General features: G+C 37.8%; 15 protein-coding genes. 7 read left to right on the forward strand and 8 right to left on the reverse strand.

What is annotated here, in order from left to right; translation table 11 throughout:
- The first annotated feature begins 57 nt into the window (after window positions 1-57).
- Window positions 58-2,805 carry a CHASE domain-containing protein gene (locus AAEU29_RS09960; protein WP_421973178.1) on the forward strand — a complete coding sequence of 916 codons (2,748 nt, stop codon included), beginning with the start codon at window positions 58-60 and terminating at the stop codon, window positions 2,803-2,805.
- A 100-nt stretch (window positions 2,806-2,905) separates the two neighbouring features.
- On the opposite strand, the gene AAEU29_RS09965 is transcribed toward AAEU29_RS09960, so the two are convergent.
- Genes AAEU29_RS09965 through AAEU29_RS09975 form a run of 3 tightly spaced genes read right to left on the reverse strand, consistent with a single transcriptional unit; the run spans window position 2,906 to window position 7,561 of the window.
- A complete protein-coding gene (locus AAEU29_RS09965) occupies window positions 2,906-5,449 on the reverse strand; it encodes a family 20 glycosylhydrolase (protein WP_421973179.1) in 2,544 nt (847 codons plus the stop codon).
- Complete coding sequence (locus AAEU29_RS09970; protein WP_421973180.1) at window positions 5,442-6,308, reverse strand: ROK family protein; 867 nt, start codon at window positions 6,306-6,308, stop codon at window positions 5,442-5,444. The genes AAEU29_RS09965 and AAEU29_RS09970 overlap by 8 nt, the downstream gene beginning before the upstream one ends.
- Window positions 6,309-6,316: 8 nt before the next feature.
- The gene (locus tag AAEU29_RS09975) at window positions 6,317-7,561 is read right to left on the reverse strand and encodes an MFS transporter (protein WP_421973181.1); all 1,245 of its coding nucleotides are present in this window, start codon (window positions 7,559-7,561) and stop codon (window positions 6,317-6,319) included.
- Window positions 7,562-7,986: 425 nt separating this feature from the next.
- On the opposite strand from AAEU29_RS09975, the gene AAEU29_RS09980 reads away from it, so the two are divergent.
- Window positions 7,987-8,859: an AraC family transcriptional regulator gene (locus AAEU29_RS09980; protein ID WP_421973182.1), complete on the forward strand. Its 873-nt coding sequence runs from the start codon at window positions 7,987-7,989 to the stop codon at window positions 8,857-8,859.
- A 342-nt stretch (window positions 8,860-9,201) separates the two neighbouring features.
- Complete coding sequence (locus AAEU29_RS09985; RefSeq protein WP_421973183.1) at window positions 9,202-9,723, forward strand: GrpB family protein; 522 nt, start codon at window positions 9,202-9,204, stop codon at window positions 9,721-9,723.
- Between the two features lie 217 nt (window positions 9,724-9,940).
- On the opposite strand, the gene AAEU29_RS09990 is transcribed toward AAEU29_RS09985, so the two are convergent.
- Window positions 9,941-10,372, reverse strand: a complete 432-nt coding sequence (locus AAEU29_RS09990; RefSeq protein WP_372768274.1) for an Lrp/AsnC family transcriptional regulator — start codon at window positions 10,370-10,372, stop codon at window positions 9,941-9,943.
- Between the two features lie 140 nt (window positions 10,373-10,512).
- Here AAEU29_RS09990 and ocd point away from each other — a divergent pair, with 140 nt between their 5' ends.
- Window positions 10,513-11,562: an ornithine cyclodeaminase gene (gene ocd / locus AAEU29_RS09995; protein WP_421973184.1), complete on the forward strand. Its 1,050-nt coding sequence runs from the start codon at window positions 10,513-10,515 to the stop codon at window positions 11,560-11,562.
- A 14-nt stretch (window positions 11,563-11,576) separates the two neighbouring features.
- On the forward strand, window positions 11,577-12,908 hold the full coding sequence (gene pepT, locus AAEU29_RS10000; RefSeq protein WP_421973185.1) for a peptidase T: 1,332 nt from the start codon (window positions 11,577-11,579) through the stop codon (window positions 12,906-12,908).
- A 107-nt stretch (window positions 12,909-13,015) separates the two neighbouring features.
- On the opposite strand, the gene AAEU29_RS10005 is transcribed toward pepT, so the two are convergent.
- Complete coding sequence (locus AAEU29_RS10005; RefSeq protein WP_421973186.1) at window positions 13,016-14,995, reverse strand: winged helix-turn-helix domain-containing protein; 1,980 nt, start codon at window positions 14,993-14,995, stop codon at window positions 13,016-13,018.
- Between the two features lie 117 nt (window positions 14,996-15,112).
- Between AAEU29_RS10005 and AAEU29_RS10010 the strand changes: the two genes are divergently transcribed.
- Window positions 15,113-16,450, forward strand: a complete 1,338-nt coding sequence (locus AAEU29_RS10010; protein ID WP_421973187.1) for an FG-GAP repeat domain-containing protein — start codon at window positions 15,113-15,115, stop codon at window positions 16,448-16,450.
- A 114-nt stretch (window positions 16,451-16,564) separates the two neighbouring features.
- Here AAEU29_RS10010 and AAEU29_RS10015 read toward each other — a convergent pair whose 3' ends face one another.
- From AAEU29_RS10015 to AAEU29_RS10025, 3 genes are all read right to left on the reverse strand, one after another.
- A complete protein-coding gene (locus AAEU29_RS10015; RefSeq protein ID WP_421973188.1) occupies window positions 16,565-17,845 on the reverse strand; it encodes a hypothetical protein in 1,281 nt (426 codons plus the stop codon).
- Window positions 17,846-18,071: 226 nt separating this feature from the next.
- On the reverse strand, window positions 18,072-18,452 hold the full coding sequence (locus tag AAEU29_RS10020; RefSeq protein ID WP_421973189.1) for a hypothetical protein: 381 nt from the start codon (window positions 18,450-18,452) through the stop codon (window positions 18,072-18,074).
- A gap of 118 nt (window positions 18,453-18,570) precedes the next feature.
- Window positions 18,571-19,887: a Na+/H+ antiporter NhaC family protein gene (locus AAEU29_RS10025; RefSeq protein WP_421973190.1), complete on the reverse strand. Its 1,317-nt coding sequence runs from the start codon at window positions 19,885-19,887 to the stop codon at window positions 18,571-18,573.
- A 339-nt stretch (window positions 19,888-20,226) separates the two neighbouring features.
- On the opposite strand from AAEU29_RS10025, the gene dapB reads away from it, so the two are divergent.
- Window positions 20,227-21,027 (forward strand): 4-hydroxy-tetrahydrodipicolinate reductase, encoded by an 801-nt coding sequence (gene dapB / locus AAEU29_RS10030; protein ID WP_421973191.1) that lies wholly within the window; start codon window positions 20,227-20,229, stop codon window positions 21,025-21,027.
- Window positions 21,028-21,203 lie beyond the last annotated feature (176 nt).

The raw sequence follows: 21,203 nt of genomic DNA on the forward strand, positions 1-21,203 counted from the left end.
GTTGCATTTTACTTTGAAGCTTTCTACCTTATTGGTAAAGCTAGCTAGGAAATCTACATGTATTCTCAGTCTAAAAATATTTCAAGTAAACCTAAGCTTTTTAATACGTTATATTGGAAACTGATTTTAGCGTTTATTATTTCAGGTTATTTGCTTTCCTTTATTTCGTTCCAATCTCAAGTAATGCCCATTTGGTTGCCCGCAGGTATTGGTTTAGTTGGCTGCTTTATTTTTGGTAGGGTGTTTGTTCCTGCTGTACTTGTTGCCTCTTTTATATTCAACTGCTCAGTAACGCCTAACTTTCAAATTACAGATATCGTCGGTGTTATTGGCTTGCAAAATTTACTTATTGCAACCGGAGCGAGTCTTCAAGCATGGATTAGCGCGTTTATTTTATCGAAATGGATTGGTAATCCGCTTAAATTGTCAAATAAAGGTTTAGTTAAATTTATTATATTGATTGGCTTTGTCGTCAATCTTATCTCTGCCAATATCGGCATATTTTCCCTAAGTACTTTTAACCCTGATTTTGATGCTACTAATTATTGGATCAACGTTGGCTATTGGTGGTTGGGTGACTCACTTGGTGTATTGTTAGCTACACCTTTGATTTTATGCTTGATTGATTATAACAAAACTACTGGGCAGCAAAGAACAGCAAGCAATGTGCTGTTAGCATCTATTGTGTGTTTGTTTATTGCTGTTTTGGCAATCACCTATGTTTTTATTGAATCAGAAAAGCGAAATACATTTGAGTGGTTAGAAAACGAGGTTCAACGGGTCGAGAATAAAGTGCACCGAGAGCTTGGTAATACAGTTTCAATACTTGAACAACTCGCTGAAGCTGTACAAACAACCCCAAACCTAACAAGGCAACAGTTTGAGCAAGTGGCCACGCAATTGTCAGCAAATTCGAGTGTAATTCGTGCGGTCTCTTGGAATCCAATTATTCCTCAATCAAGGTTGTCAGTAGCAAGTAACGAACTTGTGGATATTTATAACGGGAACACGGGTGTAAAGGGCACACCGCTAAATAAAACGGATCCGGTTGTGTATGTTAAATATATTTACCCTGTTGCAGGCAATGAAAACGCGATTGGTTTTAATGTCTATTCGAACCCCTCTCGTAAAGAGACATTGAATCTTGTTTTAAGCAACTATCAACCAAAGGCAACTCCCATAATTAAATTGGTGCAAACCGAAAAATCGAATCCCGCATTTTTGCTATTTTTCCCCGTATTCTCAAGTGATCCAGAACAAGCGATACAAAATAATGTACGCGTAATTGGTATGGCAACAGGGGTCTTTCTTGCAGAAGAACTATTGAGCAATGCAATCAGTATAATTGATCAAGAAATGTTCTTTATTCGGGTGACTGAGGCTAATTCAACAGAACCTTTTTATGATAATGCCGAAACCATTAGTACATTAAATGATGGTGATACCTTTAAAAAAATTAGCATTAATTTGCTTGGCCAATCATGGTCTATGAGCTTTTATGTGAATCATGCCAATTTACTGCATTTACAAAACAAAGAATTTGCCCCACTTTATCTTCTGCTAGTGATTATTGTAACGGCAATTATGTTGATTGTGATGATAATGAATGGTCAACAGCAACTGCTAGATAAACAAGTCAAAGAACGTACTAAATCACTTAAAAAAGCGACCGAGCAAGCAAAACAAGCCAACCTTGCTAAAAGCCGCTTTGTCGCGAATATGAGTCATGAAATTAGAACGCCAATGAACTCGGTAATTGGCTTTGGTCAGTTGGCGCAAAAAAGCGAAGATATCGACGAAATTAAATCTTATCTGCAACAAATCAATGCTTCTTCTCGATTGTTACTTAATATCGTAAGCGATATTTTAGACTTATCAAAAATAGAGTCAGGAAATTTATTGCTTGATGTACAGCCATTTGCGCTTTGTAAATCATTAAATGATATGGCAAATATGTTTGAAACCTTAGCCAAAGAAAAACAGTTAACATGGCATCAAGCAATTAGCATTGACCCTAATTTATATGTGCTTGGCGACCAAACACGCATTGAACAAGTGATATTAAACTTATGCAGTAATGCCCTTAAATTTACCAAACAGGGCAGTATTTCATTTGATGCACAAGTAACTGCATTAAACGATAAAGTGATGGAGCTTAAAGTCAGTGTTGCTGATACAGGAATTGGCATTGCTGAAGATAAACACAAAGAAATTTTTAAGCCATTTATTCAAGCGGACTCATCAACATCTCGCCATTTTGGCGGTACAGGCTTGGGGCTTGCGATTAGTGGAGAAATTAGTCGCCTTATGAAAGGCGATATCCAAGTGCAAAGTAATGATCCCCAAGGTAGTATTTTTACATTTACTGCGCAAATGCAACTATCGCAAAAACCAGCAATAACTGTTGAGCAAGTAAATAATAAGGCGCTCAAAACATTGCATATTTTGGTTGCGGAAGACAATTTAGTAAATCAAAAAGTGATTTCAGCCATGCTTGAAAAATTAAACATGACTTTTGATGTGGTTGAAAATGGAGAGCAAGCAGTAAACGCGCTACAAAAGCAGCATTACGATGTGGTGCTAATGGATTGCCAAATGCCCGTGTTAGATGGCTATGAAGCGACCAAGCAAATTAGGACTATGCCTGAATTTGATGCTTTACCTATATATGCACTTACTGCAAATGCAGACACCGAAAGCAAAGAGTTAGCGCTAAATATAGGATTTAATGAGCATTTATCAAAACCAATTACCCTTGAAAAGTTAACACTAAGCTTGCAAAAAGTTACTGTTAGTAAATGCTAACTTATTGCAGGCTGGAGGATATAAAAGCTTTTTAAAATAGATAGTAAATTTTTAGACATCAGGTTTGCTTAACTAAGCAAACCTGATTTTTAAACTGTAGTTATTCGCTTAATTTTAGGCTACGGCCAATTCGGTGCTGATTGCGGGCTCTAACAGCGTTAATTTTTTCATTATGTCGCATATTTTCAATCGCTTGCCACTCACCATTTTTGCTTTGTACTTCTATGATAAAGCCAGGGTAAGGTGTAAATGCATCTAACTTGTCATCGTTTACTTTTGCTGCAACCGTAGGCACACGATAAAACACACCCGAAGCATCAAGTTTAGCGATTTCTTTAAAGCCAACAAGCGCTGCAAAGCGTTGCCAGTCTTGCTCTCTATTTTGCTTGTGTTTTCCAGTGAATACATTCGAGTGTTGATTGTATACACGGCCTTTCTCATTGTAATTAAGTTGCCAGTCGGCGCGGTGCCATGCGCGCTCAGCAAGCGCTAAAAGCCTTGGGTACAACATGTATTCGGCTTGTCTATCTGAGCGCAGCATTTCGCTCCATAAATGACCTTGTAGCCCTTTAAAGCGAACGTTTTTTGTTAGGCGATGTTGGCTATCATCAGCGCTGTAATTATGCTGCTCTTTGGTTTGCCATATTTCAGCGTGCGCTGGTAAGTTTTCAGGCATAAAACTAAAAACTTTAAAGCCATCAATTGCGCGCGATGCCCAATGATTTCCACGCTCCTCTGGGTGACTTTGATAAGGAAAGTCAAAGTAAGTAACTTCAGGTGTTGAGAGCACCATATCCCAACCTAAGTTTGCTTGCGCGTGAACATCTTTGTGGCCACCTTCGGTGATCATAGACCAGCCATTTGATTGCACTGATTTTGGTATATTGGACGCTTGGGTATCGCCTAATCCGTCATTCCAAGCAGCCACTTTAATGCCTTTGCTGTCGATCATATGTGCTACTTTTTCAATAAAATAGCCGTTAAAGTTGGTTACTTTAGGATTACTAGATTTAAGTGCATTACAGGCAGGGCTATTTACCCATGCACCAGCAGTTTCATCGGCACCAATATGATAAGTTGTAAGCTCAACGCCTACTTCTTGGTGTATCGCGATTAATTCATCAATTACTTTTTCAATAAACGTATACGTACTTGGCAAACATACATTCAATGTATTGTCATTGTAATGTTGAATGGACGAGTAAACCGTGGCGTCGTTTGCTTCACTTAACCAATATTGCTCTGCTTTAAGCTTATCGCCTTGTGCCATATACTTTTGATAACGGGCATCCATGGCTTTAACCGCTGCGCGAGAATGTCCTGGCATATCAAGCGATGGGATCACTTCAATATGGTTAAGTGCAGCAAATTTTAAAATTTCTTGATAACCCGCTTTACTATAAAAACCGTTGATTTCATTGCTTTTATCATTGCCAGCACCTAATTGCGGCAATAAGCATTCTGTTTCGCTTAAATCAAAACAGCGATAAGCTCCTACATCTGTAAGTTCAGGTAAATCTGCAATGGCTAAGCGCCAACCTTCATCATCAGCCAAATGTAGGTGAAGCTTGTTGAGTTTATAAGCAGCCATTTGTGACAAGGTGTTTAAAATAAACTCTTTAGAGCGGAAATTACGCGCAACATCTACATGTAAGCCGCGAAATTCAAAGTGTGGTTCATCTTCTATTTTAAGGCTCGGCAAAGTTAAATTATCAGTACTAACAAGCCCTGCAATCGACATTAAAGCATAAAATGCACCAGTATTGCTGCTGGCACTAATCACAATTTGATTTGGATTGATATTTAGCTGGTATGCCTCATTAGGCAAACTGGTATCTTTTATAAGTTTAGTTTTTATGCCATTTTGACTTTGCTTGATCCCGAACATTTCTAAACGCGTAAATGCTGCCGAAAGTGCGTGATTATTTGAAAGCTCTGGCGAGAGCAGTAAGCCTTTGGCTAAGTTTACTTTGCTATCAGCACTTAATATTTCTAAATGCTTTGGTTTTGGAATTAAACTCACAGGCGCTTTCGTTAAGCTTGGCTTTACCTGCGTTTGGTAGAGATATTCGGCGCCCATCCAAGGCGTTTTATCTTGGTTACTCACCCTGAGCTGATTTAATGCAGTAAACGGTGCAAGGTAGGGCTGACGTTCGAGCCCGGTGGTTTCATCCAGCACGGTTTGCGTACTTTTTATGACTTTTGCATTGATATTTTTTGTCGCATCTTTGTTGGTCACAATGTAATTGGGCATAAACTCTGAGCGCGTAATTTGCGAATCTTTTGTATAAAAACGAATTGTTTCTGGCACTTCTTTTTGAAACCCTTTAAAGCCTTCTTTTGGTGTTATCTTATGAAAATCCCCATTGATATGAGTGATTATAAAGTGCTCAGATTCAACTGAATAAATCGGCATTAATTGGCTAAAAAAGATTGAAAAGTCACTGTAATTAGTTGCAGTTGGGTAAGTTAAGGTAAGCTCTGATAAATAGCAGTTTTTAACTTCTTCTGGGCAAGTTGGGTTCATGGCATCTAACAAGGAGTATTCTACTTGTAGGTGTTCAGCTAATTGATCAATCGCAGTTTGATTTGCAAAAAGCGGAGATACTAATAATAAAAGGGGCAGTGTAAAACGTTTAGTCACAAGAGATAACCTCAACTTGGAAAAGATAATAGGCGCCAAATAATGCAGTTTTGGTGTCTTGGGTATAGTGGATTTGCAGCGCATTAAATACGCTCGGTGGTAGTTTATTTTGCAGTGTGGTTTGCAGCGTATTTATGAAATAAGGCGCGCTTTTAGATACCGAGCCACCAAACACAATAACTTCAGGGTTAAACGCTTGCACAACTTGTACAATGGCGTTGCCTAGGTGCTCACCGAGCTCTGCAAAAATTGCAAGGGCGCTGTTATCACCCGCTTCTGCAAGTTGAAAAGTTGCTAAGCCATCGATGCCTTGTCTTTTAAAAAATTGACCAGAGCAATAATCTTCAATTATGCCATCAAGATAGGGAAAGCTGCCAAATTCACCAGCAGCTGATTGCTTTCCTGTATATAGCCTGCTATTTAAAATTAACCCAGCACCTAAACCTGTGCCGAGTGTAACGCCTACTAAATTATCATACTGACAATATTTGGCATTATTGTAGATGCCGTAGGTAAAGCAATTTGCATCATTATGAATAAGAGCTGGTAATTTAAACGTTGATTCAATGAGTGTTTTTAACTCAACATTTTGCCAATTTGGTATGTTAAGCACTTCTATAACAAAGCCTGTACCAGTTTCGACTAAACCGGGCACACCAATACAAATACCTTGGCAAGCATTTGTTATAAATGGCGTAATTTCAGATATTAAAAACGCATTAAAATCATCTTTACTCAAATCAGCGCAAATGGGCACTTGGTGAAATGCGATTATTTCACCGTTTTGAATATTTGCGATAGCGAGTTTTGTGCCGCCAAGATCAACACAGGTAACGTAAGGGGTATCTATAATTGTCATGTTGCTATTTAATCCAGTGCTTCGCGTTTTTTAATAAGTTGAATGGTGTGGTTTTTTACCAGTGGTTTTGCCCAAAAACTGACGCTTAGAATAAAACCAAGCGGAATAAACAGCACAAGTAATGAAATGCGCAAATCACCTGAAAGTTCGGCAATAAAGCCAATAATTGGTGATGCCAAAGCACCGCCCACAATACCTGTACACAAAATTCCAGATACCGCACTGTGACCTTTGACAATAGAATTAAGACCTAAAGAGAAAATCACCGACCACATAATTGATAAAAAGAAACCCGATGCAGGGAAGGCTATTAAGGCAATTTCTTTTGAACCAAAAATGGCAAAAACCAGCGAGCATGCTGCACCAATTGAAAACAATTTAAGCACTAATTTAGCATCCATCACTTTAAGTAACGCTAAACCTAAAATGCAACCTATGGTAAGTAGTAACCAAAACTGACTTACAACGTCAGTGCCCTGTGTCATTGGGTCAACACCATGGTAGGTTGCCAGAAATACTGAAATTGAGTTGGCAATACCTTGCTCTAAACCGACATAACACGAGATGGCTATAAAAAATAACACGACGGTTTTGTCTTTAAAAAGGGCAAGTGAATCGCTTAAACGAAGTGTTTGAGATGATTGCTGCTCTTTAGGAATAGTCATAAATGATGTGACAAGCAGCATCACAATGCTTATTACAGCAAATAAAGCGTACATTATTAGCCAATCTTTATTTGGCTGCGTAAATAAACTCAACTGTTGCCCAAGTTCACTACCAGTCTGAATGTGAGCTACCAAACTGCTGTAAACGATAGGCGATAAGGTTGCCGCCGCGCCAAAAAGAAGCTGTGCAGCCACCGAAAATGCAGCGAAATGTTGCTCTCCCCCAGCGCGTCTCAGCAATGGATTAATGGCAACTTGTAAAAGAGCCATTGCGCTACCTATGGTAAAGAGTGCAAACATCGCCATGGCAAAACTCGGCAATAGCACAAATACTATGGCGCCGATAGCAGCGAGCAAAAAGGCTAATAAGATGACAAATTTTTCACCTTTTTGCTGCGCAATTAAGCCAGCCGGAATAGACATTAAGCCGTAGGCGGCAAAAAAAGCAAATGGGAAGAACCCCGCAAGTAAAAGCCCAATTTGGTAACTCTCAATTAACGCAGGAAAGATGGGACCAAGTAAATTTGTGACAAACGAAATCACAAAAAAGGTAATGAGTACCAAGAGCACGACAGGATAGGCTTTCATAATTTATTCCTAATTATTGTTGTTTTGTTAGTTCGCCCAAGTGGTGAGGTGATAGCAAAAATTTGATTTTGACGGGCAGACAAAAACAAGGGGAATTGCTACCACCTCGTGTTCACATGCCTGATTTAGCAATTTCTTAGGGGGAAATACCTTATAGACAGTAAACTTTTCTAGTCTGCCAAGATATTTAGCTTGTTAGCGGTATTTTTCTATTTATTAATAATACTTTTCAATCAATACGCTGATTTGTCATACCGGAATATGGCGAAAAAGAATGCAAAACATCTGCGACTTTTCGCTTATAGCGATACTTAAATACTCTTTTTACAATAGGAAAATATCAAAACTAAGTTGAATCGTATCAATCATAGGCGTGGATTCTGTTGAAATGTCTTTTAATAACTTGTCGGGAATAGTAAACAAAGATGCGTGCTTTTTGTGAAAAAGTCATAACCCCAACAGATGCGTCATGGCGATATCATAAATACTTAATGCCATACTTGCCATTTAGTTGGCATTATCACCCTGAATATGAAATTTGCTTAACCTTAAACAGCAAAGGTATGCGCCATATTGGTGATCATATTGAAGAATACGGCGATTTAGATTTGGTATTTGTTGGGCCGAATCTTCCACATACATGGCAGTCTGAAAGCAATAAAGACGGAACCGAGCAAATTGTGTATGTGGCACAAATACCAGTAAAATGGCTAGATAAGTTAGTGCGAGATCATAAAGAACTACAAGGTATGATGTCGCTATTAGCGCGCTCTTTAAAAGGCATTAAGTTTTCTGAGGCATGTGCATCGAGTGCTAAAACACTGTTTGAACAAATGGAAAATGCCAGTGTAACTCAGCGTTTAATTTTTTTGTTAGAACTACTGAGTGTGATGCAACAAGATTGTGAACAACAAACATTATCTTCCCCGATGTTTGCATTTGGCAAACAAATGGAAAAAGACAATGGAAAGTTAAATCAGGTTATTGAATTTATTTATGCGCATTACACAGAAAGCTTATATGCCGATCAGCTTGCCGAGCTTGCCCATATGTCGACAAACCATTTTCATCGGTATTTTAAACAACGCACTGAAACAACGCTAACCGAGTTTATTAATCGCTTACGTATTGGTAAAGCATGCAAACTGCTTGTCACTAGCACGTCACCGATTTCGGTTATAAGTGATCAATGTGGTTTTAATAATGTGTCTAACTTTAATCGACGATTTTTGGCGATTAAAGGCTGCACACCGCGAAAATTTCGCCATCAGTTAATCAACAATAACTTAATCAGCTAGAAAAACAGGGCACTTTCGTGCCCTTAAGCGTGTTAACTTAGTAGGGAAAATGACCAAAATTGGTCAAACATTACTAACATACCAGGGGAACCCGTTTAACTTTTTAAGTTGGCTGAAACTATGGGCGTTTAATTGCCATCATAAAAAGCGCACGTTTATTGTTATTTATTAAGTATCTAGCGAATAAGCTATGTACTTAGTGATGGCAACTTTACATCAAACGATAATGATTCGCAATACCGTTTGTTGCTTTGGTACAAATTATTTCACAATAAACTAATTCAGATTTAATTTGGCTAAACAAACAGTTACTATTTAGCAAAACTATTGATTGGCTTTCAAATGATATCGTTTTGTAACTACAGTTTAGTACCTGCAAGCTTTAACCCTTGGCGAGCAGTGTTTTTGGATGTTGCCGAGGCAGTAATAGCTGAACTTGCGGACGAACGATTTGATTTTCTTCATTTTGGCTCTTCATCTTTTAAAGTGGCAGGCAAAGGCATTATTGATATTTCGATTTTATATCAAGCTGGCCATTTGCAAGATGCCGTCGCTTATCTTAAAAACTTTGGCTTTGTTGACCAACATAGCGAAAACCCCTTCCCAGCTACTCGACCACGAAAAGATATAGCCGTTTTATACAACAATGAAGTGTTTAATGTGCATATGCATGTGATTGAAAAAGAGAGTGAAGAGCATAAAAAGCAAGTTACTTACAAAGAGCATATGCTAAATAACCCAGATGACAGAGCAGCTTACGAAGCGCAAAAACGCAAAGTACTGGCAGAAGGTATAACCGTACAAGATGATTACGGCAAAGCCAAATCACCCTTTGTCAAAGAACTCTTGAAGCGTATAGTGTAAAAATTGGCAAAGGGTGGTTTAAAAAGTGCTTTTTCTTTTAAGCAGTTTAAGAGCATGATTCTTTCTAAATTCTAAATTCTAAATTCTAAATTCTAAATTCTAAATTCTAAATTCTAAATTCTAAATTCTAAATTCTAAATTCTAAATTCTAAATTCTAAATTCTAAATTCTAAATCAGCTCAGGTTGCATATTGCTATCGGCGAAACTTAGCCCTTATTAAAAGGTGCTGTCTAATAACAGGTTAGTTTCTGTTTTTATAATTCCGTGAATTAAACGGATTTCACCTAACAACTTGTTAAGAGAAGACAAGGTATCGGTTCGAATTTCCGCAATCAGATCCCAATGCCCGCTCGTATGATGAATAACGATAACTTGTGGGTAAGCATGAAGCTTTTTAATCACTTGGGGTTCGTCTTTTGCTTCTAGTGAAATATTCATCAATAACCTAATTGGGTCAAGCTCAATTTCAGGCTTTAATTTTACGGTATACCCTAAAATAATGCCGTGTTGTTCTAGGCGATCTAGCCGATTTTGCACCGTCGCACGAGAGACATTTAACGCTTTAGCAAGAGTGACTACAGGGGTACGAGCGTTTTGTCTAAGTAAAGAGATAAGCTGTTTATCTTTCTCATCAAATTTTGTGTCCATAACTAAGAACTTACAAAAAGAAAATTGGTATAAAACAATATGTATAGTATATCGCTCAAATTGTACAGTTTATTGGCTATCTATTGGCAATGCTACTCGCTAAAGTTACAACATACTTTAATTAAAAACTTGAGTGGACTATGACTTTATTTATAGATGTTAATACCTTAACTAATTTAATTAGCAAAGTTGGGTTGCCTAACTTTATGCAACAGTTACTTGACTATATGCAAAGTGATTTTAAGAAATGGGAACAATTTGATAAGTCAGCAAGAACTGCTGCACATAGTTCTGAAGGCGTTATTGAGTTAATGCCAATAGCAGATCAACAACAGTATTCATTCAAATACGTTAATGGGCATCCCAATAATCCAAAAAATGGTTATTCCACTGTAATGGCTTTTGGCGCTTTCGCTGATGTAGCTAGCGGTTACCCTTTATTATTGAGTGAATTAACATTGGCAACAGCCATTCGAACCGCGGTTACGTCTGTTATGGCGGCAAAAGCATTAGCGAAACCAAAAGTCGATGTGATGGCGATGATTGGCAGTGGTGCTCAAAGTGAATTTCAAGCGATAGCATTTCATTGCTTAATGGGTGTCAACACGCTACGTATTTTTGACATTGATTCAAAAGCAATGGATAAGTTAGAGCTACATCTAAAGCAATATCCAAAACTTACTGTAATACGTTGTAAGAACGCTGAGCATTGTTGCCAAGACGCAGATATTATTACAACGGTAACTGCGGATAAAAATTTTGCCACGATTCTGACTGCAGATATGGTCTCACCAGGTGTTCATATTAATGGGGTGGGAGGCGATTGTCCTGGAAAAACAGAAATAAGTGCTGAGCTGTTAACATTGGGCAAGATATTTGTAGAACATGAACCGCAAACTCGTGTTGAAGGTGATATCCAACAATTACCACCTGAGCATCCTGTAAATGCAATTTGGCAGGTGATTGCTGGAAAAATTAAAGGACGTGACAATTTACAACAAATAACTATCTTTGATTCAGTTGGTTTTGCTTTGGAGGATTTCTCAACATTACGATACCTCTATGATTTAGCAACTCAATTTGAGATTGGTGAGCGTGTAGAGCTTGTTCCATCCCTGTCAAATCCGAAGGATTTATTTGGCTTAATCAATGCTTCAGGTGCAATAAACAATGCATCAGTATGTGCTTAAATATTGAGGTTTTTATGAAGTATTCAGCTTTACTTTTAATGCTTTTAGCATTTAATTGCCAATTATTGTTTGCAGCGTCAACTGCTGATGAATCTGTAATGGCACGCTTTATTCGTTATGTTCAAATTAATACGCAATCTGATGACACGAGCACTACAGTGCCTACCTCTGCCAATCAAATTGAGTTTGCAAAACAGTTAACACAAGAATTACGCGAATTAGGTGTGAAAGATGTTCGAATGAGCGAATTTGGTTTTGTTTATGCTTTATTACCTGCAAATAGCAAAGCTGAAGGCTTAAATATTCAACCGTTTGGCTTAATAGCACATTTAGATACATCACCAGGTATTTCTGGAAATAACGTTAAACCAATTGTGCATCGTAATTACCAAGGAGGTGATATTGTATTGCCGGCAGATCCAAAGCAAGTGATCCGTGTTGCAGCAAATCCAGTGCTAAATACACTGATTGGTGATGACATCATCACCGCTGATGGCACAACGCTCTTGGGCTCTGATGATAAAGCTGGAATAGCTGCCATTATGGATTTGGTTGCCAGATTACAGAAAACCCCTGAAATAGTTCATGGTGATATCGCAATTGCATTTACTCCCGATGAAGAAACCAGTATGGGTATCGAGAAATTTGATGTGGCTAATTTCCCTGCAGATGTTGCGTATACAGTAGACGGCGGTGCCTTAGGTAATATTACAAATGAAACATGGCATGCGCGCGAGGTAAAAATTGAATTTATTGGTCAAAATGCTCATACCGGAAAGGCAAAAGGAGCGATGATCAATGCGGGATACGCTGCCGCAAGTTTTATTACCCGTTTACCAGTATCTCAAAGGGCAGAAGAAACAGATGGACGGACAGGTTTTATTCACCTAGAAAAAGCAAATTTAGCTGTAAGTAGTGCCGAAATTGAAATATTGCTAAGGGACTTTAAATTGACTGATTTGGATAAAAAATCAGAGCTCATTCACGATTTAGCGTCAAAAACTCAAAAGGACTTCCCAAATACAGAGATAAAAGTACAAATACTTGATAACTATCAAAATATGTATGAGGTGATAAAACAACATCCCTATTTAGTTGATTATGCAATGCAAGCAACCGTACGCGCTGGCATAATACCTAAACAAACTGCGGCAAGATGGGGAACAGATGGCTCAAGCTTATCATTTATGGGATTACCAAGTCCTGATATATTCACGGGCGGTCATAACTTTCACAGTAAGTTGGAGTTTAACAGTCGCAAAGGGTTAGAAGGCACCGCAGAAACACTTTTCCAGCTTAGCCAAGTATTTGTTGAAAATGCTAAAATAGAGAGTAAAAAGCGCTAAATATTGATGCTTTTAAACTGAACTGCCGGCAATTTTCTTGCCGGCTAACTAACTATTTACGATACCCTTCAGATTGATTAAATTCTTAGTACGCTATCGCGTTTGGGTTAATTAATCACCTCGAGGCTGATTATTTGACTCGTTACGTCTTTATCTTCATCAAAAATGATATAGGGGTTTGAATCAATAAACCCAAAGTCCGTAACAAACTGACTATGGCTGAGCATAAAAAGAGGCTTTGATTTTTTTAAATCAAAGTCGTAAAAACTAATCACTTGGTTAGTATCAATTTTACTTAAATAAAAAAATCCGTTTGCTATAAGTTTTATACTATTTGCTCTGATATTTAGCGCTTCATTTGAGAAATCAAAAAGGGTAATAGTTTCGCCCAAGTGAGTTTGATACACCAAAGCGTGCTTGTTAAATGAATAAAAATAAACCCCATTTTGGTCACTTTGCGCAGTAATTCCTGCGTTTAGAGCGAGTTTAGATAGTGTTTTGTTTTTAATATTTAAACTCACTAAATCATAATTTTGAGTTGCTCGTTGACTGATAAATAAATGCGTAGATGTGTGATCAAAATTGAGTAAATAGCTATCGTTCTTTATTGTAATATCTGACATTATTGTCTTGTTTAATAAAGAGTAAATCGCAATATGTTTGGTTTTGTCTTTAGTATAACTAAACGCAATCAGGTTTTCAGTGTTATCAACTTTAATCGTATGAATATAGCTTGCACTTATATCAGTTAGTTTTGATTGTTGACCATCTGACTCTAACCAAACTTCGTAGCTGCCTGAACGATTTGAGCTAAAAATAAGGTGATTCGTATTAGCAAGGTATAAACCATCAAGATTGAGGCTTGGGTGATCAATTTTAATTGATAATTCGCCTTTACTTTGAATCGTGATGGGGCGATTTTGAATGGCATAATGAATAGTTTTGCTTTTGGTGTCGACTGCTACTCCAGTGACTTTCTGCTGCGGATCAATGTTATCTAAAACAGACAATGACAAGGGTTCTAACGCCAATAGCCATAACGCATACTGCCCATTATACCGTCCAGAGATAACAAACTTTGAACCACTATAAAGAGATAAACTGCCAACTCTATCAATCGGTAATGGCTTCGTTGTTGTTTTACCTGAAACGATATTATAGCTGGCTAAATAAGTCTTTCTGTCAGCAGTTTGTGATATGTAATACAGGCTCTCATTGTTGGCAAATATCGGGTGTTTTTCACTGCCGTCATGAGGTAGGTAGAAAGATTTGGGATCTTTTTCTTGCAATGAAATTAACACAACATTGTGTCTATTGTGTTTAGTGGTTTGTATTGCCAGCCAATTTTCATTTGGGGAAACGCTTAGTTTAACAATTCTCTCGTTTAGCGTTATTAGAGGAATGACACTACTCTTGCTGCGTTTAACAACAGAACAAACGTCATCACAGTTAATAATATAATCGCTGCTACTTGCTGAAAATATGTCTTTTATTTTAGGTGATTGTGTTTCAAGTAAGGTGTTATTAAGTGTTTTATTATCGTGCAGGTAAAGTTTAGATAAAGCGTGTGTTTTGTGAGTAAACAAAAGTTGGTTACGGTTATTTACGCTTATCGAACCGATTTCCCCATCGCTAATGTGTCGTATGGTCTTTTTTGTCGTTAAGTTAACTAACTCAACCTCATTTTGCTGCGCATTTTGGTGAAGAAACATCATAATCAATGCACAGATAAAAATACTTACTAGCAAAAGAGGTGATAATTTCAGTTTGTGCGTATTTGATTCTACTTTGCCAATAAATACATAACCCTTGCGTGGGATCGTTTCGATAAACTGAGGCGATTTAGGGTTATCGTTAAGTATCTTTCTAATTTCGAAAACAGCTTTTGTTACAAGCTCTGGTTCAAGGGTTTGATTAGGCCAAAGTGCCGTTAATACTTTATCTTTACTGAGCACCTGGCCTTGGTGTTCGACCAAGTAACATAATATAGCCATCACTCGAGGTTCTAGACGAAATTCGGCTTTAGGTAAACTTACCTTATTCTTTCCAGGTTCAATTTTAAACTTCCCTATATAAAAATTTCTCACTGTAACCTTCTGAAAATAAATAAGATAACTTTTAAATAGTATCGAGATAACTTCACAATTGCAATTGATTAGACGGTGCAGGCATTTTTAATAAAGTTATATCTTTAGGAGAATAAAATGAACAAAAGAATCTGTGCAATTGCCATGTTAGTTAATTTGCCTTTCAGTACTTTTGCAAACCAAATAACGTTAGAAGTTAAGGGCACTGGTAATGTTAAATATGGTGATGAAACGTGTACCGATACCTGCACTATAAGTACCGAAAATAATAGTGTAATGCTTTCTCCAAATGCGAACTCGGGAGGCAATTTCTCGCATTGGAGTGGTCAGCAATGTGACTATGGTCAAGGTGTTAAAACAAGCACTGAACGTTCATCGATTGGTCGAGCGGCCGGCGGTGCTAAAACCCTTGCAACGCTCGATCTAGATAATGATGGCGACAGTGACTTGTTAGGTATTAGCCTTTTTAGAGGTCAAATTATTAAGTATCAAAACCAAGGGAATGGCACATTTAATTCGAGTAGCCTAATTTCTTCATTAAATTATCCCTCAGCTATGGCAAGCTATGATATGAATGACGATGGCTTTTTGGACTTATTAGTAGCGGAGTATGGTGCTAAACAGCTTCGTGTTTATAACAATGATGGTGCGGGACAATTAGTTGAATCGGAGATTATTAAAATATCAAATACTATTCCTTATGCCATTAGTGCAGTTGACTTAAATCATGATGGTTCTGCTGAGTTGATTATCTCGAGCTTTTCGGCTGATAGATCTGGTGATTTATTTAAACTAGTTAACTCCATTCAAAATCAAGAAATTGCGATTTACGAAAAATCAGCCGATGGATATAAAAAGAAACAGGTTATAGCAAATAAAGCGGCTGTTACATTAGATAGTTATATTGATGAAGTGCATGGTTTGACAATCGTTTCTACAGAAATCGACACCGGCGACGTATCTTTATATCGCGCGTCAAATGGGTTTTCAGGCATTGTAGTTGATGAGAGTGATGCGCCATACGGTGTTGGGTTTGCAGATGTCGATGATGATGGCGATATGGACATAGTTACAGCACACTACGGGCCATATAGTTTACGTATTATATACAACTTAAACGGAAGCTATAGCAATGCTATTGAAATTGGTAAGGGTGAAGACGGTTTAACAGCAGTATCTGTAAACGATTTTAATAATGATGGCTATCAAGATATTGCAACTGGGCAATTCAATACAAATAACTTCTTTTATCATGCAGCTGAAAGTTACGTTGAATGTGGTGTTTTAAAAGGCACAAGTATTGAGCTGACTGCTAATTTCAGCACAACAACTAACACGTCGCCAAGTGAGCCTGTAAAAGAAAAAACAAGCGAAAGTAGCGGGGGAACATTTTCTTATTTGATAATGCTTCTACTTGGGTTCGGTATTATTCGTCAGAGAGTCAATTTTTTATAAAACTAAACCTTAATAGGAATTTCAGTTTTTCAATCGCTAAAAAAATGCCGGCAATGTAGCGTTGCCGGCATGAAGTTCACTTTAATGGGAAACCAAAGTGAGTTTTAAAAAGAGTTAATGGTCGTGCTCTTCTTCAAATGCACCTACCCAAGTCAGTTGATTAATGCCTTCACTAACAGACATAATTTCAGTGACTGTTTGAGCGTCTAAATCGATTTGCGAAATGGCATTGTCGTAAACTAAATACATAAGATTATGTGCTTTGTTTGCGATTAATTTCGCTTGTTTCTCTAAATCAGGGTTGCTAATTATTTGGAATCGATGAGCTAGTTGCCACTGGCTTTCTTGTTCAAATACATTGAGAAAACCATCTTCATCTAACACTAAAATTGCTTCACTATTTCCGCTTGTAGCATAGGCCATATAATTGGTAATACCCTCTGCTTGCCACTGAAATGGTTTTATTTCATCATTAGTTAAATTAACCGAAAATACGACACCGCGAGACAATCCCAAAATTGTATTGCTCTCTTTACTGCCGATAAATTTACCAATTCTAACGCCTTGAGGCATAGTCGCTGGGTTAGCAATCTTGCTTGAAGTAAACAACTCACCCTCTTGTTTAATTTTTACAACGCCATCACTACAAGCAAAGGCAATGTAGTCTTCGGTTTGGAAGCTGCCGTGTAAATCGGGGCACATATGTTCAAAGGTTTGCTCTTGATGAAAGTGATCGCCATGAACTTCAAATAAACCAATAGACTCAGGTAAAGAAGTCTCACTATTTACATCGCGAATGGTGGCTAGTACAAAATTATCACGAATTTGGCCTGTACCGTGTTGATACGTTTCATAATGATGTTCAGCAATAATGCGTGTCTCGCTAATACTTTCATCTGAAATAATGGCAAAGCCTGCATCGGCTGACGCGTCTTTATCGCCATCAAAAAATACCAGTGCTTGTTCGCCAACTGGGACGTAATGGGTTGGTTTTACGTCTAATAATTCAAAAGTGCTGGTTGTTGGTGCGTCTTCATGAAGGTCATGATGATCATCGTGTTCTTCAAGGTAAACACCACCATCAATAAATTCAACAAGACTTTCATTTCTTTGAATAGCAACAACATAACGGCCATTGGGACTTGTATAAAGAGCCGATGGTGTATTTGTTAGTGGGAAACTATTGATTACCTGCTTTGTCGCTAAGTCAAAAATATGAATTTCATTTGAGTTAGGTGAACTATAAGCAAGACGACCTTCAGGCAACTCAAGCGGTTGATGAGGCTCAGAGGGAGTATCAACTTCTGGCGTCTTATTTATCACTGTATGGTTATCAGAACCACAGGCGCTTAATAGAGAAATTAATACTGCACTGGCAAGCGCTTTACGAATCATATCCAATCCTTGTAATGTTATAAAGTAACATTTGCATTATGTTATAATGTAACAATAATATGCAAGCAGTATTTGCACAGATTCAAAATATGTTGTCTTTTATTGAATGAGTACGCAGGTTTTTAAAGGCGTATGTGTTGTATAAATTTAATGTTGTAAAAGATGTAAAATACGGGTGCTAGGTATATTTCTATCACTGCCTAGGTATTAGATTCAGTAACATCAATTACTGGTCAATACGAAAAATTTCAGCTTTGCACACCTTTGCTTTTTTACAATTACTGTTGCTTGTGTTCGAGTGGCAGTAATTGAAAACCATGGCATTGCCACCATTTTGCGCTGTTTCTATGGCAAGCTTTCCACGCATTTGCGATTCAGTAGGCATAAAATTATTGTATTCACTAGCACAGCCAGTAGATTCAATCACACCTAAAGCGACAAAGTTATATTGATGCAATTTCTGATAAGTTAAATCAAGTACATGATTTGAAGCGGCACTACGAGCCATTGATGATAATATGGCTTGATCAGCATTTGTTGAAATATTAAAAGAAGCAGAAGAGCAGCTTATTAATAAAATAGAAGATAAAACAAGTAGCACACGCATGATAAAAATCCTTCTAAATAAGCGAGTTACTTTGAATCTAATTTTGAGTTTAACACAATTTTGTCAATAAAAAAGGCGCCCAATTGAGCGCCAAACACGGAATCGTTTTTAAACAATATTAAGCATCTTTTGATTTATAAAATGCGATAATTGCCAATGCGACGAACGCTAAAATAAAGCAGTAATATGAGCTTGTAGCCACATCCCAAGGGGTAATATGGAAAGTCGCGCCAAGTAATAACGCTTGTGCACCGTATGGCAAACTGCCTTGCATCACACAAGCAAAGATATCCAATAAGCTTGCTGAACGTTTTGCTGGAATGTTGCCATCTTCAGCGAGCTTTTTCGCAATTGGGCCTGCAACAATAATCGAAACGGTATTATTGGCAATACATAAATTAGAAGTAAGTACTAACGCAGCAATACCAAATTGGTCTGCTACTTTACGATTCCATTTAGCAATTACCTTGGTGCCTTTTTGGATTTTATGCGCAATATAATCAAGGCCACCATTAAGGCGAATAAACTCAGAAAGGCCGCCAATAAACATTGATAACAAGAATATTTCTTGCATGCCTTTAAAGCCTTCATAAATGTCTTTCACAAATTGACCACCTTGATAGTCACCGGTAAAGCCCATTAACCCCGCAAATACAATACCGCTAAAGAGCACCACAAATACGTTAAAACCAGCGACCGCAAGCACGAGAATAAAGGCATAAGGCAGTACCAAGAGTAAGTCGTAATCTTTAACATCGATAATTTCTGGTTCTGGCGTTAAAAATGCCAAAAGTAATACGGTTAATGCTGCAGCTGGTAATGCGATTTTTAAGTTTTCACGAAACTTATCTTTCATTTCACAGCCTTGCGTGCGCGTTGCAGCAATGGTGGTGTCTGAAATAATTGATAAGTTATCACCAAACATTGCACCCGACACAACTGTACCGGCTACAAGTGCTGGATCAAGGCCTGTTTTAACAGAAAGAGCATACGCAATAGGGCCAATGGCACCAATTGTACCCATTGAAGTACCCATCGCGGTTGATACTACAGCTGAAATTAAAAATAAGCCTGGCAGTAAAAATGCGGGTGGCACAAGGTCAAGGCCTGCATTTACAACAGCATCAACACCACCTGTTGCTCCTGCAACAGTCGAAAATGCACCAGCTAATAAATAGATCAAGCACATAGTGATGATATTGCTGTGACCCGCACCTTTAATAAAGGTCTCTACCGATTCGTTAATGGACTTCTTGTTTAATAGAAACGCCAACAGAATCGCTGGTAAAATAGCTACAGGCGCTGGCAATTGATAAAACGCGTAGTCAACACCTTGCGATTGCAAATAAAGACCTGCACCTAAAAATAAACCAACAAATGTTAATAATGGCAGCAATGATAATTTTGCCGCTGTTTTATTGATATGAGTATCCATATAAACCTCAAACGGAAACTTTGTAGGTTGCGTGCTTAAAAGCACGAAACTGAAATTTCTTCTTCTTATTCATCACTATTAGTTCCACGTTTTGCACTTGAGCGCAAGTTTTAAGCAAATTTCGTAAAAAATGGCATGAATAAAAATGGATGTGCGAATGTATAGATGTCTAGATGTTTTGTCAAACTGAACTTGCTATAATCGCCAAACGGATAAAAATTAGCGTGAAAAAATGCTAAGGTCGGCTTTCTTTAAAGGGTTATTTACAACAAACTCTAACTGACCTTACAAAAGTGTCTGGTATAACGCGTTAAAATTTAAAAATAAGTAGAGAATAGTATGACAAAAATCGCTGTGTATGGTGCTAATGGCCGAATGGGTCGTGCACTTTGTGAAGCCAGTATAAATAGCGAAACAACAGAATTAGTGTGCGCTCTAGTGCGTGAAAATAACGAATTACTAGGTCAAGCTGTAAAACACTTTATTAATTTGGGTGATACGCCAGTACTATTTTCAAACGAAAATACCCTTGAAGATAGGCCTGATGTCATTATTGATTTCACATTACCTGTAGGCATGAAAAAGCATTTAGCTTATGCAGTGGCACATAAAATCCCCATGGTGATTGGTACCACAGGGTTAACTGCGGCTGATATGGCAGAACTTGAAATGGCTGCAAAAGAAATCCCCATTGTTTTCTCGCGCAATTACTCGGTGGGAATAAACTTGCTCGAAAATCTTGTTAAAACTGCAGCCCAGACGTTAGCAGATGACATTGATATCGAGATTTTTGAGCTGCACCACAAACATAAAATTGATGCGCCTTCTGGCACAGCATTAATGATTGGTGAAGCAATTGCAGAAGCAAAAGGCTGGCAGCATGATGAAGTCGCGGTTTTTGACCGCTCAAAAGATGAGCAGGCCAAAAGTCAAAAAGAAATCGGTTATTCAGTGATGCGCGGCGGCGATATAGTTGGTGAACATACGGCTTATTTCGCAGCTGAGGGCGAAAGACTCGAACTTACCCATAAAGCAAGTTCAAGAATGACCTTTGCTAAAGGTGCTGTAAGGGCTGCGGCGTGGTTACATAATAAACCGGTTGGACTTTATACTATGCAAGATGTGCTAGGTTTTAGGTAGAAAACTGAATTTTTTGGCTGTTTAAAGTAAATTTTCTGTTAAAAGCGTTATTTTTAATTTTTTCTTATTTTTTATTAGACCTTTTTTGAGAATTCATCTAAAATACTTGGAATTTGCCAAAATTTTATAATCTAACGCTTTCTCTAGGGTGTTAGATCGATTGAACGGGTTGAAAT

Source organism: Pseudoalteromonas aquimarina, assembly GCF_049257255.1.
Taxonomy (GTDB): domain Bacteria; phylum Pseudomonadota; class Gammaproteobacteria; order Enterobacterales; family Alteromonadaceae; genus Pseudoalteromonas.